Consider the following 15,421-nt stretch of genomic DNA (forward strand, 5'->3'; position numbering starts at 1 on the left):
GGGTGCGCTCATCAGAAGTACCCCTCCTTCTTGCGGTCCTCCATGGCGGCCTCGGAGACGCGGTCGTCGCCACGGGTGGCGCCGCGCTCGGTGAGGCGCGACGCGGCGACCTCGGCCATGATCTGCTCGTTGTTCGACGCGGTCGACTCGATCGCGCCGGTGGTGGAGCCGTCGCCCACGGTGCGGTACCGCACCGACAGGGTCTGCACGTCCTCGCCCTCGCGGGGGCCGCCCCACACGCCGGAGGTCATCAGCATCCCGTCGCGCGAATAGACCTCGCGCTCGTGCGCGTAGTAGATCGATGCCAGCTCGATGTCCTCGCGGGCGATGTAGCGCCAGATGTCGAGCTCGGTGAAGTTGCTGATCGGGAACACCCGCACGTGCTCGCCGGGCGCGTGCCGGCCGTTGTACAGGTTCCACAACTCCGGACGCTGCCGCTTCGGATCCCACTGGCCGAAGGCGTTGCGCAGCGAGAAGATCCGCTCCTTGGCGCGGGCCCGCTCCTCGTCGCGCCGGCCGCCGCCGAAGACGGCGTCGAACCGGTTCTCCGAGATGGCATCGAGCAGCGGCACCGTCTGCAGCGGGTTGCGGATGCCGTCGGCGCGCTCCTCGAGCCGGCCGTCGGCGAGGTAATCCTCGACCTTCGCCACGTGCAGGCGCAGGTTGTACTTCTCGACCATCCGGTCGCGGAAGTCCAGCACCTCCGGCAGGTTGTGGCCGGTGTCCACGTGCAGCAGCGCGAAGGGCAGCGGCGCCGGCCAGAAGGCCTTGACCGCGAGGTGCAGCAGCACCGTCGAGTCCTTGCCGCCCGAGAACAGGATGACGGGTCGCTCGAACTCGCCCGCGACCTCGCGGAAGATGTGGATGGCCTCGGACTCCAGTGCGTCGAGCGTGCTGAATTCCGTGGGGTCGCCAGTGGACACGATCGGCTCCGTGGGCTCTGTGATGGTCATGAGGCGTGCAGTCCGCATTCTGTCTTGGTCGAACCGGCCCAGCGGCCGCTTCGAGGATCGGAACCCGGGGCGGGCTTGTTCGTGCAGGGCTGGCAGCCGATCGACGGGTAGCCCTCGTCGACCAGCGGGTTCACCAGGATGCCGTTCTCCTCGATGAACTGCTGCATCTGCTCGTCGGACCAGTCGACGATGGGGTTCACCTTCAGCAGGCCGAAGCCCTCGTCGAAGGAGATGAACGGGGCGTTCGCGCGGGTGGGCGACTCCACCCGGCGGATGCCGGTGACCCAGGCGCGGAATCCCTTGAGCGATTCGCGCAGCGGCACCACCTTGCGCAGGTTGCAGCACAGCGCCGGGTCGCTCGCGAACAGGTCCTTGCCGAGCGCGGCGTCCTGCTCGCCGACGCTCCGTTCGGGCGTCACGTTGAGCAGGTCCACCTCGTAGATCGCCTCGACCGCATCGCGCATGCCGATGGTCTCGGGGAAGTGGTAGCCGGTGTCGAGGAACAGCACCTTCGGCCGGTCCTGCACCTGCTTGGCGAGGTGCACCAGCACCCCGTCCTGCATGTTCGACGCGACGATGAAGTCCTCGCCGAAGGTGTCGAGCGTCCACCGCAGCAGGGTGAGCGCATCCGCGCCCTCCAGCTCCTTCGACGCGCGTTCCGCGAGGGCGCGGAGCTCGTCCGCGTCGCGTCCGGTCAGGGGGTTCGACGGTGCGGTCATCGCAGGTCCTCCTCCGCGGCGCGGAGCGTCCACTGCGCGAAGCGCTCGTCGGCCTCGCGCTGCGACACGAAGTTCCGCACCACTCGCTCGATGTAGTCCCCGAGGTCCGTCGACAGCACCTTGTGCTGGCGCAGCTTGCGGCCGAACCCGCTGTCGAGCCCGAGGCTTCCACCAAGGTGAACCTGGAAGCCCTCGACTTGATTCCCCTCGTGGTCGTCCACGAGCTGGCCCTTGAAGCCGATGTCGGCGATCTGGGAGCGGCCGCAGGAGTTGGGGCAGCCGTTGATGTTCACCGTGATCGGCACGTCCAGCTGGGCGTTGATGTCGGCGAGCCGCTGCTCCAGGTCGGGCACCAGGACCTGCGAGCGCTTGCGGGTCTCCACGAAGGAGAGCTTGCAGAACTCGATGCCGCTGCAGGCGATGAGGTTGCGCCGCCAGATCGACGGGCGGCCCTGCAGGCCCAGCGGAGCCAGTTCGTCGATCAGGGAGTCGACCTGATCATCGGGCACGTCGAGCACGATGAGCTTCTGGTACGGCGTGAACGAGGCGCGGTCCGAGCCCACCCGCTCCATCGCGTCGGCGACGCCGCTCAGGACCGTGCCCGAGACGCGGCCCGCGATGGGGGAGAAGCCGACGGCGTTGAGGCCGTTGCGCAGCTTCTGCACACCGATGTGGTCGATGGGGCGCTCCGGCTGCTCCGGCGCGGGACCGTCGATCAGCTTGCGGCCGAGGTACTCGTCCTCGAGGACCTGGCGGAACTTCTCGATGCCCCAGTCCTTGACGAGGAACTTCAGCCGGGCCTTGCTGCGGAGGCGGCGGTAGCCGTAGTCGCGGAAGATCGAGACCACGCCCTCCCACACGTCGGGCACCTCGTCGAGCGGGATCCACGCGCCCACGCGCTGCGCGAGCATCGGGTTCGTCGAGAGGCCGCCGCCGACCCAGAGGTCGAGGCCGGGGCCGTGTTCGGGGTGCTCGACGCCGACGAAGGCCACGTCGTTGATCTCGTGGACCACGTCCTGCTGGCCCGAGATGGCGGTCTTGAACTTGCGCGGCAGGTTCGAGTACTTCGGGTCGCCGATGTAGCGGCGCACGATCTCGTCGATCGCGGGCGACGGGTCCAGGATCTCGCCGAAGGACTCGCCGGCCAGCGGGGAGCCGAGCACCACGCGGGGGCAGTCGCCGCAGGCCTCGGTGGTCTTGAGGCCGACGGCCTCGAGGCGCTTCCAGATCTCCGGGACGCTCTCGATCTCGATCCAGTGGAACTGGACGTTCTCGCGGTCCGAGAGGTCGGCGGTGTCGCGGCCGAATTCGGTGGAGAGCTCGCCGAGCGTGCGCATCTGCGCCGCGTCGAGCTTCCCGCCGTCGCAGCGCACCCGCATCATGAAGTACGGCGCCTCCAGCAGGTCGATGTTCTCGTCGCCGGTGAACGTGCCGTCGTAGCCCTGCTCGCGCTGCGTGTACAGGCCCCACCAGCGCATGCGGCCGCGGAGGTCGGCCTTGTCGATCGAGTCGAAGCCCTGCTTCGAGTAGATGTTCTCGATCCGGGCGCGCACGTTGAGCGGGTTGTCATCGCGCTTGGTCTGCTCGTTGGGGTTCAGCGGCGTGCGGTACCCCAGCTTCCACTGGCCCTCCGACTTGCGCTTGACCGGGCGCGTGCGCGCCGGCCGCGTGGGGGCGGCGTCAGCGGCGGAGGGGACAGGGGCGTCGGCGATCGACGTCATGGAGACTCCTGGGATTCATGGGATGGTGCGCCGGGCTGGTGGCGCTTCCGGGAATCGACGCGGGCAGAGGCGTCGCCAATCAGGCCCGACAGCCGCTGCTGCAGACCCGCAGGTAATCGATGTGCCGGCGCGACGCCAGCAGCTCTCCCTGTCCATCCATCGAGATCATTGTGCCACCGGCTGGGCGGAAAAGAGGAATCGGGTTCCGCTCACCGGTGCACGAAATCCCGTGGTCGGCGCACCTGCCAGACTGGACCCGTGCCCGCGCCCTCGACCCCTGAGCTCAGCCGGCTCGACGGTGCCGCGACACCGTTCGGGCTGTACCTGCACGTTCCGTTCTGCGCGACGCGCTGCGGTTACTGCGACTTCAACACGTACACCGCCGGCGAACTGGGCGCGTCGACCTCGCCGCAGGCCTGGGCGGAGGCGATCGACGGGGAGCTGGCGCTGGCGCGCCGCGCGCTCGGCGACGCAGAAGTGTCGACGGTCTTCGTGGGCGGCGGCACCCCGTCGCTCCTGGGCGGCGACGGCCTCGCGGCCCTGCTCGACACGGCCCGCCGGCACTTCACCTTCGCCGAGGACGCGGAGGTGACCACCGAGTCGAACCCCGAGTCCACCTCGCCGGAGTTCTTCGCGCGGCTGCGGGAGGCGGGCTTCACCCGGGTCTCGCTCGGCATGCAGTCGGCGGCCGCGCACGTGCTGCGCGTGCTGGACCGCACGCACACGCCCGGGCGGGCCGTGGCCGCGGCGAAGGAGGCCCGCGCCGCGGGCTTCGACCACGTGAACCTCGACCTCATCTACGGCACGCCGGGGGAGTCCGACGACGACCTGCGGGCCTCGCTCGACGCGGTGCTCGACGCGGGCGTCGACCACGTCTCCGCGTACGCGCTCATCGTCGAGGACGGCACGGCGCTGGCCCGGCGGATCCGGCGCGGCGAGCTGCCCGACACCGACGGGGACGTGCTCGCCCACCGCTACGAGATGCTCGACGGCGCCCTGCGGGACGCCGGCTTCGACTGGTACGAGGTGTCGAACTGGGCCCGCTCGGACGCGGGGCGGTGCCGGCACAACGAGCTGTACTGGGAGGGCGCCGACTGGTGGGGCGCCGGGCCCGGCGCGCACGGGCACGTCGCCGGGACGCGGGTCTGGAACGTCAAGCACCCGGCCCGCTACGCCGAGGCCGTCGCGGGCGGGGCGCTGCCGATCGCGGGCCACGAGGTGCTCACCGACGAGGACCGGCACGTCGAGGACGTGATGCTGCGCGTGCGCATGCGGTCCGGGATCCCCCTCGCCGTGCTGCGGCCCGACGAGGCCGCCCGGGCCGACGCGGAGGTCGTCGTCGGGAACCTCCGCCGCGAGGCCGACGCGTACGTGTTGACCGACGCCGGCCGCCTGCTGGCCGACGGGGTCGTGCGCCGGATCCTCGACTGAGCGGTGCGAGACCGGTCAGGACAGCGCGAAGACCACCGTCACCGTCACGGTGAGCGACTGCTCGCCGGACTCGATCGGCACGGGTGCGGCGGCGACGCCCGGAGCGGAGTCGGGGGCCGAGAACTGCCGGGTCGTGGTGGGCCGGGCGGACGCGCCCTCGGTGACCGTGCGGACCTCGCCGAGCTTGCCGCCCGAGAGCTTCGCGTACTGCTCGGCGCGGGACTTGGCCTCCGCGAAGGCCTTGTCGCGGGCCGTCGCCTTGAGGGCGGAGTCGTTCTCGATGTCGAAGCCGACCGAGCTGATCCGGGTCGCGTCGCCGCCGGCGGTCGCGAGGTCGCCGAGCAGCTTCGACGCGGTCTCCAGCTTGCGGACCTTCACCGTGAGCGACTGCGTCGCCTCGTAGGAGGTGATCTGCCGGTCGGTGCCGTAGCGGGGATTGACCCGCACGTTCGCGGTGGCGACGTCCTTCTTGTCGACGCCGTTGGCGCCGGCCGCGTCGATCACCTTCTGCGCGCTCGCCGAGGCGTCGTTGAGCGCGGTCGTCACGTCGCCCGCCTGGTGCTGGACCGCCAGCTCCACGGTGAGGACGTCCGGCTTGCCGGAGGCGTCGCCGGTGCCGACGGCCGTGATCTCGCGCGGGGAGTCGTTGGAGGTGCTCGACGACCCGCACGCCGTCACTGACCCGACGGTGAGTGCGACCGCGACCGCGGCCGCCCCCGCGATGCGCGCGCGTCGTGCCACAGTGGATTTCGTCTTCGCCATGGTCCCCACGGTGCCAGGGCGCGACAGTGACCGCAGCGGATCGCCACTTACCGCAACGAACGGACGGTTAGACCAACTCCCATTCGACGGTGACCCGCGCGGTGACGTGGCGCTCGCCCGCCTCCATGGCGGGGCCGCCCGCGGGGGCCGCGGCGACGGACTTCGCCGCGAAGTGCACCTCGGCCCGCGGACCCGCCGCCGACGGGTCGTCGGAGATGGAGAGCACCGCGCCGAGGGCGTCGCCCGACAGCGCGGCGTACTGCTCGGCCTGTGCCCTCGCGTCCGCGAACGCGGCCTCGCGGGCCGCGGCGGCGGGGGCGGCACCGTCGGACAGGGCGAAGGTGACGGACTGGATCCGGGCCGCGTCGCCCGCGGCGGAGGCGGCGGCCTGCAGGACCGCGGCGGCGTCGCCGACGGTACGGATGGTGACGGTGAGCGACTCGTTGGCGGCGTAGCCCTCCAGCCGGCGGTCCTCCCAGGGGCCCGTCTCGACGGCCTGCAGGCCCACGTTCGACGTGGCGACGTCGCCGTCGGCCACCCCTGCCCCGCGGACCGCGGAGACCACCGCGCGGGCGGCCTCGCCCGCACCGGAGAAGGCGCCGGCCACGTCGGCCGCGCGGAACTCCACGCCGATCCGGGCGATGACGACGTCGGGGGTCGCGGTGGCGATGCCGGACCCGGTCAGGCGGATGATGCGCGACATGGGGAGTCCTCTCAGTCCTGGCGGGCGTGCTTGCCGTGCCTCCCCGAGGATGCCGGACGCGGCGGAGTGCCGGGTGGGAGCGCGTGCACGCGGCAGTGCAGCACCTCGCGGCCGCGCAGCGCGGACCGCACGGCGCGGTGCAGTCCGTCCTCGAGGTAGAGGTCGCCGTTCCACTCGACCGCGTGTGGGAACAGGTCGCCGTAGAAGGTGGAGTCCTCGGAGAGCAGGCGGTCCAGCGCCAGCACCGTCGTGGTGGTGACGATCGCGCTCAGCCGCACCTGTTGCGGCGGGATCTGCGACCAGTCGCGGGCGGTGAGGCCGTGATCGGGGTACGGCTTCCCGTCGAGTACGCCCTTGAAGATCACGGCTCGACTCTAGCCCGCGTAAGCTGGACATTCGAAGTTCACACTCGAAAGGACGGCGCGATGTCGACGACGGAGGACCGGCGCTTCGAGGTGCTCCGGGCGATCGTGGCCGACTACGTCGAGACGCAGGAGCCCGTCGGCTCGAAGGCCCTGGTGGACCGGCACCAGCTGGGCGTCTCCAGCGCGACGGTCCGCAACGACATGGCGGTCCTCGAGGCCGAGGGCTACATCACGCAGCAGCACACCAGCTCGGGGCGCATCCCCACCGAGAAGGGCTACCGGCAGTTCGTCGACCGGATCGCGCAGATCAAGCCGCTGTCCTCGGCCGAGCGCCGCGCCATCCTCCAGTTCCTGGAGACCGGCGTCGACCTCGACGACGTGCTGCAGCGGTCGGTGCGGCTGCTGGCCCAGCTCACTCGGCAGGTCGCGGTCATCCAGTACCCGGTGCTCAGCTCCGCGCGGGTGCGCCACCTCGAGGTCGTCGCGCTCGCACCCACGCGCCTGCTGCTCGTGGTCATCCTCGACTCGGGCCGCGTCGAGCAGCGGCTCGTCGAGCTGGGCGGCCCCGCCTCCGACGAGGACCTCTCCCGGCTGCGCGAGCTGTTCGGCGCCGCCGTGCACGGCAAGCTGATCCCCGACGCCTCGATGGGCGTCGCTGACCTGGCGCCGCTCGCGCCGCGGGACCTGCGCGATGCCGTGATCCGGGTGTCGACGGTGCTCGTCGAGACCCTTGTCGAGCGCGCCGACGACCGGCTGGTGCTGGGCGGCACCGCGAACCTCACCCGGAACGCCTCGGACTTCGACGCCGTCTCCGGCTCCCTGCGCAGCGTGCTCGAGACGCTGGAGGAGCAGGTGGTGGTCCTCAAGCTGCTCACCGCGCGGCAGCAGCCGGGCATGGTCTCGGTGGCGATCGGTTCGGAGACGCAGGACGAGAACCTGCGCGGCGCGTCCGTCGTCTCCACCGGGTACGGCGCGCCCGGTGCGGTCTTCGGCGGGCTCGGCGTGCTGGGGCCCACCCGCATGGACTACCCGGGCACGATCGCCTCCGTCGCCGCGGTCGCGCGGTACGTCGGCGAGGTGCTCGGGGAGCGCTGATGCCCGTCCGCGCATGATTCGCGGCGGGGTGACCTGCGCGAATGGTCCGATCGGGCGGTGTGGTGGAATCATGGGTTGAGCGCGGTCCGATCAGGTCCGCTGACTGTCGCCGATTTCGTTAGAGGGTTTCGCAGACGTGGCACGTGATTACTACCGCATCCTCGGGGTCGATTCGAAGGCCTCCGACCAGGAGATCAAGCGCGCGTACCGCAAGCTCGCCCGCGAGCTGCACCCCGACGTGAACCCCGACGACGCGGCGCAGGAGAAGTTCCGCGACGTCTCCGACGCCTACGAGGTGCTCAGCGACCCCGAGAAGCGGCGCGTCGTGGACATGGGCGGCGACCCGCTGGACAGCTCGCCCGGCGGCGGCGGCTTCGGCGGCGGGGGCTTCAGCGGCTTCGGCGGTGGCGGCCTGGGCGACGTCTTCGAGGCCTTCTTCGGAGGCGGCATGGGCGGCGGACGGGGCCCGCGCGGCCGGGTCCGCGAGGGCAACGACGCGCTGATCCGCATGGAGCTGGACCTCGACGAGTGCGCGAACGGCGTGAGCCGCGAGCTGACCGTCGACACCGCGATCCTCTGCGACAAGTGCCAGGGCGCCGGTACCGAGGGCGACAGCAAGCCGTCGACGTGCCCCACCTGCCACGGCGCGGGCGAGGTCCAGTCCGTGCAGCGGTCCTTCCTCGGCCAGGTCATGACCTCGCGGCCGTGCCCCACCTGCTCGGGTGCCGGCGAGGTCATCGAGAACCCCTGCAGCAAGTGCAGCGGCGACGGCCGCGTGCGCACCCGCCGCAACCTCACCGTGAAGATCCCCGCCGGCGTCGGCGACGGCATGCGCGTGCGCCTCGCGGGGCAGGGCGAGGTCGGCCCCGGCGGCGGCCCCGCCGGCGACCTCTACGTCGAGGTCACCGAGACCGAGCACGAGTACCTCACCCGCGACGGCAGCACGCTGCACGTCACCGCGCGGGTGCCGATGTTCGACGCGGCACTGGGCGCCGAGGTCACGGTGCCCACCGTCATCGACGGCGAGCTCACCGTCGAGGTGACCCCCGGCACCCAGACCGGCGACACCAAGGTGCTGCGCGGCCACGGCATGCCGCAGGTCAACTCGCAGGTGCGCGGCAACCTCGTCGTGCACTTCGACGTGGCCGTCCCCGCGCGGCTGGACAAGAAGCAGACCGAGAAGCTGCGCGAGCTCAAGGCGCTCTTCCCGGGCGAGGGCCCGCACGCCGCCCGTCGCGGCGGCCAGGACCAGGGCGGCGGCATCTTCTCCCGCCTGCGCGACACCTTCGCCGGACGGTAGCCGCAGGTGGCGGCCACCGTCTTCCTCGCGGAGTCGCTGCCCGCGCCGGGGGAGGAGTACCTCCTCGCCGGCGACGAGGGCCGGCACGCCGCGGCCGTGCGGCGAGTCCGCACGGGCGAGGAACTCGTCCTCTCCGACGGTGCCGGCGGCTTCGCCCGGTGCACCGCGATCGCGGTCGGCAAGGCCGACGTGACGGTGCGCTGCGCCGAGACCTGGACGGTGCCCCCCGCGTCGCCGCGCGTGGTGCTGGTGCAGGCGCTGCCGAAGTCCGATCGGTCCGAGCTGGCGGTCGAGCTCGCCACCGAGGCGGGGATCGACGCGATCATCCCGTGGCAGGCGTCCCGCTGCGTCTCCCGGTGGGACGGTGGCGGGTCCGGCGGCAAGGGCTCCGGCAAGGCCGAGAAGGGCGTCGCCCGGTGGCGCGCCGTGGCCCGCTCGGCCGCGAAACAAGCACGGCGAGCGTACGTTCCAGAGGTCCACGACCTGGTGACCACGCGGGAACTCGTTCCGTTACTCACCAGTATGGATGCGAATGTAGTTGTCTTGCACGAGGGTTCGGCGGTCCCTTTCGGTGAGGTTGACTTCTCAGTAACCGGAACCATCGTTATCGTGGTGGGGCCGGAGGGCGGAATCAGCCCCGAGGAACTGGATGCCCTGGTCGGGATGGGTGCGCAGCCCGCGCTCCTCGGCCCGACGGTGCTGCGGACCTCCACCGCGGCCGCCGTCGCCCTGGGTGCTCTGGGAGTGATGACCGACAGATGGTCCGGCACGCCGCCGGACTGATCGACCGGACCGGCGCGGTGCCGGCCGGCGGCTGGGACGAAGGAGTGCTCGGACACGATGGCGCGTCGCATCTTCTACGGCAGCGAGGAATCGCAGCACGGGCACTTCTACCCGGGCGACGCCGACAAGCCCCTGATCACCCTGGTGCACGGCGGCTACTGGCGGAACCTGTACTCGATGACGATGGAGTCGAAGGTCGCCAAGGACCTCAACGACCGCGGCTACCCGGTGTGGAACGTCGAGTACCGCCGCGTCGGCGAGCCGGGGGTGGTGTGGCCGATCCTCGGCGACGACGTGCTCGCGGCGATCGACTACGGCACCGACAAGCTGGCCAAGGGCGCCGGGCACATCGTGGCCGCCCACAGCGCCGGCGCCACCCTGGCCGTCTGGGCCGCCGCGCAGCGCCCGGACCTGCTGGGCGTGATCTCCCGCGGCGGCGTCCTCGACCTCATCGAGCGCGGCGACGGCGACCAGTCGATGCGCCTGCTGTTCGACCTCGCGCCCAACGCCAACCAGCGGCTCATCAAGCGGACCTTCGCGCAGGCCAGCCCTGTCGCGGCGATGCCCTTCACCACCCGTGTGCGCGCCCTGCACGGCCGGCTCGACGAGCAGGTGCCCTACCAGCTGTCCGAGTGGTTCCTCTCGCAGGCGCAGGAGAACGGCATGGACGCGACGCTCACGATGATCGAGGGCGAGGGCCACGACGACTTCCTCGAGCCCGGCTCGAAGGGGCACAAGGCGACGCTCGCGGCGATCGAGGAGCTCGCCGCGCGGTGACCCGCCGCGGTGCGGGATCCGCCCCCGGCGAAACCCACGGGCCTTCCGAGGGTGAGCGGTACTAAACTGGGCGTATCCGCACCGTCAGGCGCGGTCACCGCCGAGACAAGGATTGACGCACCGCGTGCCAGACCCCACCAGTTCCGACAGCCCCGCCCAGGCCGTGACGCCGGCGCGGTCCACCGTCGAGATCCCCATCGAGCTGACCTTCGGTCTTCTCGGCCCCGCGGACGCGAACCTCCGAGCGCTGGAGAACGTGCTCGACGCGGACGTCCACGCCCGCGGCAACGTGATCACCCTGTCCGGCCGCCCCGCCGACGTCGCACTGGCCGAGCGGGTCGTCGCCGAGCTGCTCGCCGCCGTGCGCAGCGGCGTCGCCGTGAGCCCCGAGGAGGTGCGCCGGTCCGTCGGCATGATGACCGACGGTTCCGGCGAGTCGCCGGCCGAGGTGCTCACCCTCGACATCATCTCCCGTCGCGGGAAGACGGTGCGCCCCAAGACCGTCAACCAGAAGAAGTACGTCGACGCGATCGACGAGCACACCATCGTCTTCGGCGTGGGCCCCGCGGGCACCGGCAAGACCTACCTCGCGATGGCCAAGGCCGTGCAGGCGCTGCAGTCCAAGCAGGTCAGCCGGATCATCCTCACCCGCCCCGCGGTGGAGGCGGGCGAGCGGCTCGGCTTCCTGCCGGGCACCCTGAACGAGAAGATCGACCCGTACCTGCGCCCGCTCTACGACGCGCTGCACGACATGATGGATCCCGAGGCGATCCCGAAGCTCATGGCCGCCGGCGTGATCGAGGTCGCGCCGCTGGCGTACATGCGCGGCCGGACGTTGAACGACGCGTTCATCATCCTCGACGAGGCGCAGAACACCACCGCCGAGCAGATGAAGATGTTCCTCACCCGCCTCGGCTTCGGCTCGAAGATCGTGGTCACCGGCGACGCGACGCAGGTCGACCTGCCGGGCGGCGCCACCAGCGGCCTCCGCGCCGCGGTGGGCATCCTGCGCGGCATCGACGACATCCACATCTCCGAGCTGTCCAGTGCCGACGTGGTGCGGCACCGCCTGGTCGCCGAGATCGTGGACGCCTACGCCCAGTTCGAGGAACAGCTCGAAGCCACCAAGCGCCCGCAGTTGGGCGCGCGACGCATCCCGGGACGCCGATGAGCATCGAATTCGCCAACGAGTCGGGCTTCGACGTCGACGAGGCGGAGGTCGTGGCGGTGGCCGCGTTCGCCATCGCCGCGATGGACGTGCACCCGGGCGCCGAGCTGAACATGCTCGCCGTCGACCTCGACACCATGGCCGATCTGCACGTGAAGTGGATGGACCTGCCCGGCCCCACCGACGTCATGAGTTTCCCGATGGACGAGCTGACCCCGGGCGGCCGCCCGGACATGGTCGAGGCCGGCCCCGCGACGCTCGGCGACATCGTGCTGTGCCCGCAGTTCGCGGCGGAGCAGGCGACCGCCGCCGGGCACTCCACCGGCCACGAGCTCAACGTGCTCACGGTGCACGGCGTGCTCCACCTGCTGGGCTTCGACCACGCCGAGCCCGACGAGGAGCGTGAGATGTTCGCGCTCCAGGACAGCATCCTCGCCGAGTACTACGCGCAGCAGCGCGACCAGGAGCGGCGCGCCCGCCAGTCCGCGCGCGACGAGAAGCTGCTCGGCCGCACCGGCTTCCTGGGGCGGCGGGACTGAGCGTGTCCTCGTCGATCCTGCTGATCGTCGGCGTCGTGGCCCTGGTCTTCCTGGGCGGTCTGTTCGCGGCGATCGATTCCGCCCTGATCACGGTGTCCCCGGCGCGCGTCGAGGACCTGGTGGAGGAGGGCCGTCCGGGTGCGAAGCGCCTCCAGCGCGTCCTCGTCAACCGGCCCCTCTACGTCAACCTCGTGGTGCTCCTGCGCACCGCGTGCGAGGTCCTGGCCACCGTCCTCGTCTTCCTCGTGCTCGACCGCTACCTGTCCACGGTGTCGACGGCGGTCGTCACCGCGGCCGTGATGACGGTGGTCAGCTACGTCCTGATCGGCGTCGGGCCGCGCACCCTCGGCCGGCAGCACGCGTACACGCTGGGCTGCTCGGCCGCGGTGGTGCTGCAGGCGATCGCGATCCTCATGGGCCCGATCACCCGCCTGCTGATCCTGCTCGGTAACGCCATCACGCCCGGCCGCGGCTACCGCAACGGCCCGTTCGCCACGGAGGTCGAGCTTCGCGAGCTCGTCGATCTCGCGCAGCAGCGCGGCGTGGTGGACGAGGACGAGGGCAAGATGATCCAGTCCGTCTTCGAGCTCGGCGACACCGCCGCGCGCGAGGTCATGGTGCCGCGCCCCGAGATGGTGTGGATCGAGGCCGACAAGTCCGTCTCGCAGGCCACCCGGCTCGCGGTCCGCTCCGGGCACTCCCGCATCCCCGTCATCGGGGAGAACGTCGACGACGTGCGGGGCGTCGTCTACCTCAAGGATCTCGTCGCCCTGCCCGACGGTGCCGATCGCCACGCCATCGAGGTGGGCCGCATGGCCCGCCCGGCGGTCTTCGTGCCCGACTCGAAGCCCGTCGACGCGCTGCTGCGCGAGATGCAGCACACCAACAACCACATGGCCGTCCTGGTCAACGAGTACGGCTCCATCGCCGGCCTCGTGACCATCGAGGACGTGCTGGAGGAGATCGTCGGCGAGATCACCGACGAGTACGACTCCGGCGAGGTCGCGCCGGTGGAGGAGCTCGGCGACGGGGTGTTCCGGGTGTCCGCCCGGCTCGACCTGGAGACGCTCGGCGAGCTCTTCGACAAGGAGATCGAGGAGGACGAGGTCGACACCGTCGGCGGCCTCCTCGGCCTGGCGCTGGGCCGCGTGCCCCTGCCGGGCTCGGAGGTCGAGGCGCACGGACTGCTGCTGGAGGCCGAGGGCGCCACCGATCGCCGCGGCCGGGTGCGGATCTCCACGGTCCTGGTGCGCAGCGCCGACGGCGAGGAGGCGGCACCGTCGGACGACGACGCGACCGCGAACGACGAGAAGGAGCCCGCGTGACCGAGACATCCGACGAGGACCGCAAGCTGGTGACCCTCGCGCGCGGCGCGATGGCCCGGGCGGGCGCCGCGCACGGCGCCGCGGTCCGGGACCTCGACGGCCGCACGTACGCCGGGGCGCCCGTCGCCCTGACGTCCCTGACGCTGACGGGGCTGCAGGTGGCCGTCGCGACGGCACTGAGCTCCGGTGCCGAGGGCTTCGAGGCGGCAGTGCTGGTCGGCGGCGTCGACGGATCCGATGCCGGCGTCGCGGCGATGCACGAGGTGACGCCGGACGCTCCGGTGTCGTTGTTCGATGAGCGTGGAGAGGCCCGCCCGTGACCGAAGAGATCCAGACGCCCGAGGACTTCCGGTCCGGGTTCGTGTGCTTCGTGGGACGGCCCAACACGGGCAAGTCCACGCTGACCAACGCGCTGGTCGGGACCAAGGTGGCGATCACCAGCTCGCGGCCCCAGACCACCCGCTCGACGATCCGCGGCATCGTCAACCGGCCGGACTGCCAGCTGGTGCTCGTCGACACCCCGGGCCTGCACCGCCCGCGGACCCTGCTCGGGCAGCGCCTGAACGACCTCGTGCGGGACACCTACTCCGAGGTCGACATGATCTGCCTGACGATCCCGGCGGACGAGAAGATCGGCCCCGGCGACAAGTTCATCCTCGATCAGGTGCGGCACATGGCGCCCCGCACGCCGCTGATGGGCGTGGTCACCAAGATCGACAAGGTGGGCCGCGACAAGGTCGCCGAGCAGCTCCTGGCGGTGTCGAAGTTCCTCGGCGAGAACAGCGATGTGATCCCGGTGTCGGCGACGTCGGGGGAGCAGGTCGAGGAACTGGTGCAGCTGCTGGCCTCGAAGATGAAGCCGGGCCCCGCGTTCTACCCGGACGACGAGATCACCGACACCGACGACGACACGATGATGGCCGAGCTCATCCGCGAGGCCGCGCTCGAGGGCGTCCGCGACGAGCTGCCGCACTCGCTGGCCGTCGTGATCGAAGAGGTCGTCGAGCGGGAGAAGACGCCCGCGCAGGAGAAGACCGGCAAGCCCGGCCTCCTCGAGGTGCACGCACTGCTCTACGTCGAGCGGAGCTCGCAGAAGGCGATCATCATCGGCAAGGGCGGCGCCCGCCTCAAGGCCGTCGGCACCGCCGCCCGCGGCGAGATCGAGAAGCTGCTGGGCCGGAAGGTCTTCCTGTCCCTGCACGTGAAGATCGCCAAGGACTGGCAGCGCGACCCGAAGCAGCTGGGGCGCCTGGGCTTCTAGGCGCCCAGAAGGCGCCGCCACCAAGGCCGACGGTCCCGTACCGGGAACTCCAGATCCAGCTCGCCGGGATCGTCGGTGAGGCCGTTCGCGAAGGCTTCGAGGCGCTCGGGGACCGGGGCGCCCAGCACTCGGTACCCCACGACCGCAGTTCGGGCGGCTGCGCGGCGCCGGAGCATGGCAAGATCGCTGGCCGACATGGTTCTCATCGCTCGCCTCCTGCCGACGGCTAGTCTCCATCATCCATCAGGCTCGATCGCTGGGCAACGTAGAGTGCGAGTTTCCGTTCGGTCCGGGTGGCCAGACGGGATTGGAGCAGGTCTGCGATGATCACCCAGCCATCCAGTGTCTCGTTCGGATCCGAGCTGTACGTCGCCGACATCGCCCATGGGAACCGCGTCCACCACTCTTTTCGATTGTCGGCCAGCCGTTTCTGACCGATCGTCACGATGGCGACGATCGCGGCGGCCGTGCCCACGATGATCGTGGCCCATCCCGGTGTCATGACCTCTCCCCCCGAAG

General features: G+C 71.1%; 18 protein-coding genes. 10 read left to right on the plus strand and 8 right to left on the minus strand.

Annotation, left to right across the window (positions count from 1 at the left end; translation table 11 throughout):
- Positions 1-11: 11 nt before the first annotated feature.
- From cysD to LB823_RS08610, 3 genes are read right to left on the minus strand one after another with little or no spacing between them, the layout of a single operon-like run.
- Complete coding sequence (cysD, locus tag LB823_RS08600; RefSeq protein ID WP_224646480.1) at positions 12-953, minus strand: sulfate adenylyltransferase subunit CysD; 942 nt, start codon at positions 951-953, stop codon at positions 12-14.
- Positions 950-1,672 (minus strand): phosphoadenylyl-sulfate reductase, encoded by a 723-nt coding sequence (locus tag LB823_RS08605; protein WP_224646481.1) that lies wholly within the window; start codon positions 1,670-1,672, stop codon positions 950-952. Before LB823_RS08605 ends, cysD begins: the two co-directional genes overlap by 4 nt.
- Positions 1,669-3,393, minus strand: coding sequence for a nitrite/sulfite reductase (locus LB823_RS08610; RefSeq protein ID WP_224646482.1), 1,725 nt, complete (start codon positions 3,391-3,393; stop codon positions 1,669-1,671). The genes LB823_RS08605 and LB823_RS08610 overlap by 4 nt, the downstream gene beginning before the upstream one ends.
- Positions 3,394-3,651: 258 nt before the next feature.
- Between LB823_RS08610 and hemW the strand changes: the two genes are divergently transcribed.
- Positions 3,652-4,824: a radical SAM family heme chaperone HemW gene (gene hemW / locus LB823_RS08615; RefSeq protein ID WP_224646483.1), complete on the plus strand. Its 1,173-nt coding sequence runs from the start codon at positions 3,652-3,654 to the stop codon at positions 4,822-4,824.
- A gap of 15 nt (positions 4,825-4,839) precedes the next feature.
- On the opposite strand, the gene LB823_RS08620 is transcribed toward hemW, so the two are convergent.
- The 3 genes from LB823_RS08620 to LB823_RS08630 form a co-directional block, all read right to left on the minus strand.
- Positions 4,840-5,586, minus strand: coding sequence for an SIMPL domain-containing protein (locus LB823_RS08620; RefSeq protein WP_224646484.1), 747 nt, complete (start codon positions 5,584-5,586; stop codon positions 4,840-4,842).
- Between the two features lie 67 nt (positions 5,587-5,653).
- Positions 5,654-6,289 (minus strand): SIMPL domain-containing protein, encoded by a 636-nt coding sequence (locus tag LB823_RS08625; protein ID WP_224646485.1) that lies wholly within the window; start codon positions 6,287-6,289, stop codon positions 5,654-5,656.
- A gap of 11 nt (positions 6,290-6,300) precedes the next feature.
- Positions 6,301-6,654 carry a type II toxin-antitoxin system VapB family antitoxin gene (locus LB823_RS08630; protein WP_224646486.1) on the minus strand — a complete coding sequence of 118 codons (354 nt, stop codon included), beginning with the start codon at positions 6,652-6,654 and terminating at the stop codon, positions 6,301-6,303.
- Between the two features lie 60 nt (positions 6,655-6,714).
- Here LB823_RS08630 and hrcA point away from each other — a divergent pair, with 60 nt between their 5' ends.
- From hrcA to era, 9 genes are all read left to right on the plus strand, one after another.
- On the plus strand, positions 6,715-7,749 hold the full coding sequence (gene hrcA / locus LB823_RS08635) for a heat-inducible transcriptional repressor HrcA (protein WP_224646487.1): 1,035 nt from the start codon (positions 6,715-6,717) through the stop codon (positions 7,747-7,749).
- A gap of 136 nt (positions 7,750-7,885) precedes the next feature.
- Positions 7,886-9,049, plus strand: coding sequence for a molecular chaperone DnaJ (gene dnaJ, locus LB823_RS08640; RefSeq protein ID WP_224646489.1), 1,164 nt, complete (start codon positions 7,886-7,888; stop codon positions 9,047-9,049).
- A 6-nt stretch (positions 9,050-9,055) separates the two neighbouring features.
- On the plus strand, positions 9,056-9,832 hold the full coding sequence (locus LB823_RS08645) for a 16S rRNA (uracil(1498)-N(3))-methyltransferase (protein ID WP_224646491.1): 777 nt from the start codon (positions 9,056-9,058) through the stop codon (positions 9,830-9,832).
- A 57-nt stretch (positions 9,833-9,889) separates the two neighbouring features.
- The gene (locus LB823_RS08650; protein WP_224646492.1) at positions 9,890-10,609 is read left to right on the plus strand and encodes a S9 family peptidase; all 720 of its coding nucleotides are present in this window, start codon (positions 9,890-9,892) and stop codon (positions 10,607-10,609) included.
- Positions 10,610-10,721: 112 nt separating this feature from the next.
- On the plus strand, positions 10,722-11,780 hold the full coding sequence (locus LB823_RS08655) for a PhoH family protein (RefSeq protein WP_255603186.1): 1,059 nt from the start codon (positions 10,722-10,724) through the stop codon (positions 11,778-11,780).
- Positions 11,777-12,316 carry an rRNA maturation RNase YbeY gene (gene ybeY, locus LB823_RS08660; protein WP_224646494.1) on the plus strand — a complete coding sequence of 180 codons (540 nt, stop codon included), beginning with the start codon at positions 11,777-11,779 and terminating at the stop codon, positions 12,314-12,316. Before LB823_RS08655 ends, ybeY begins: the two co-directional genes overlap by 4 nt.
- Before the next feature lie 2 nt (positions 12,317-12,318).
- Positions 12,319-13,641 carry a hemolysin family protein gene (locus LB823_RS08665; RefSeq protein WP_224646495.1) on the plus strand — a complete coding sequence of 441 codons (1,323 nt, stop codon included), beginning with the start codon at positions 12,319-12,321 and terminating at the stop codon, positions 13,639-13,641.
- On the plus strand, positions 13,638-13,961 hold the full coding sequence (locus LB823_RS08670) for a cytidine deaminase (protein ID WP_224646496.1): 324 nt from the start codon (positions 13,638-13,640) through the stop codon (positions 13,959-13,961). The genes LB823_RS08665 and LB823_RS08670 overlap by 4 nt, the downstream gene beginning before the upstream one ends.
- Positions 13,958-14,902 (plus strand): GTPase Era, encoded by a 945-nt coding sequence (era, locus tag LB823_RS08675; protein WP_224646497.1) that lies wholly within the window; start codon positions 13,958-13,960, stop codon positions 14,900-14,902. Before LB823_RS08670 ends, era begins: the two co-directional genes overlap by 4 nt.
- Here the strand turns inward: era and LB823_RS08680 are convergent.
- Together LB823_RS08680 and LB823_RS08685 are read right to left on the minus strand one after the other, a co-directional pair.
- Positions 14,899-15,108, minus strand: a complete 210-nt coding sequence (locus LB823_RS08680) for a hypothetical protein (protein ID WP_224646498.1) — start codon at positions 15,106-15,108, stop codon at positions 14,899-14,901. The genes era and LB823_RS08680 overlap by 4 nt on opposite strands.
- Before the next feature lie 20 nt (positions 15,109-15,128).
- On the minus strand, positions 15,129-15,404 hold the full coding sequence (locus LB823_RS08685) for a hypothetical protein (protein ID WP_224646499.1): 276 nt from the start codon (positions 15,402-15,404) through the stop codon (positions 15,129-15,131).
- Between the last annotated feature and the right edge of the window lie 17 nt (positions 15,405-15,421).

The organism is Tsukamurella sp. M9C (assembly GCF_020169415.1).
Lineage (GTDB): Bacteria > Actinomycetota > Actinomycetes > Mycobacteriales > Mycobacteriaceae > Tsukamurella.

Coding starts and splice junctions, on each gene's coding strand:
- hrcA (WP_224646487.1), top strand. CDS start 6,715: ATGTCGACGACGGAGGACCGGCGCTTCGAGGTGCTCCGGGCGATCGTG.
- LB823_RS08605 (WP_224646481.1), bottom strand. CDS start 1,672: ATGACCGCACCGTCGAACCCCCTGACCGGACGCGACGCGGACGAGCTC.
- cysD (WP_224646480.1), bottom strand. CDS start 953: ATGACCATCACAGAGCCCACGGAGCCGATCGTGTCCACTGGCGACCCC.
- LB823_RS08680 (WP_224646498.1), bottom strand. CDS start 15,108: ATGAGAACCATGTCGGCCAGCGATCTTGCCATGCTCCGGCGCCGCGCA.
- LB823_RS08685 (WP_224646499.1), bottom strand. CDS start 15,404: ATGACACCGGGATGGGCCACGATCATCGTGGGCACGGCCGCCGCGATC.
- LB823_RS08625 (WP_224646485.1), bottom strand. CDS start 6,289: ATGTCGCGCATCATCCGCCTGACCGGGTCCGGCATCGCCACCGCGACC.
- LB823_RS08610 (WP_224646482.1), bottom strand. CDS start 3,393: ATGACGTCGATCGCCGACGCCCCTGTCCCCTCCGCCGCTGACGCCGCC.
- LB823_RS08650 (WP_224646492.1), top strand. CDS start 9,890: ATGGCGCGTCGCATCTTCTACGGCAGCGAGGAATCGCAGCACGGGCAC.
- ybeY (WP_224646494.1), top strand. CDS start 11,777: ATGAGCATCGAATTCGCCAACGAGTCGGGCTTCGACGTCGACGAGGCG.
- LB823_RS08620 (WP_224646484.1), bottom strand. CDS start 5,586: ATGGCGAAGACGAAATCCACTGTGGCACGACGCGCGCGCATCGCGGGG.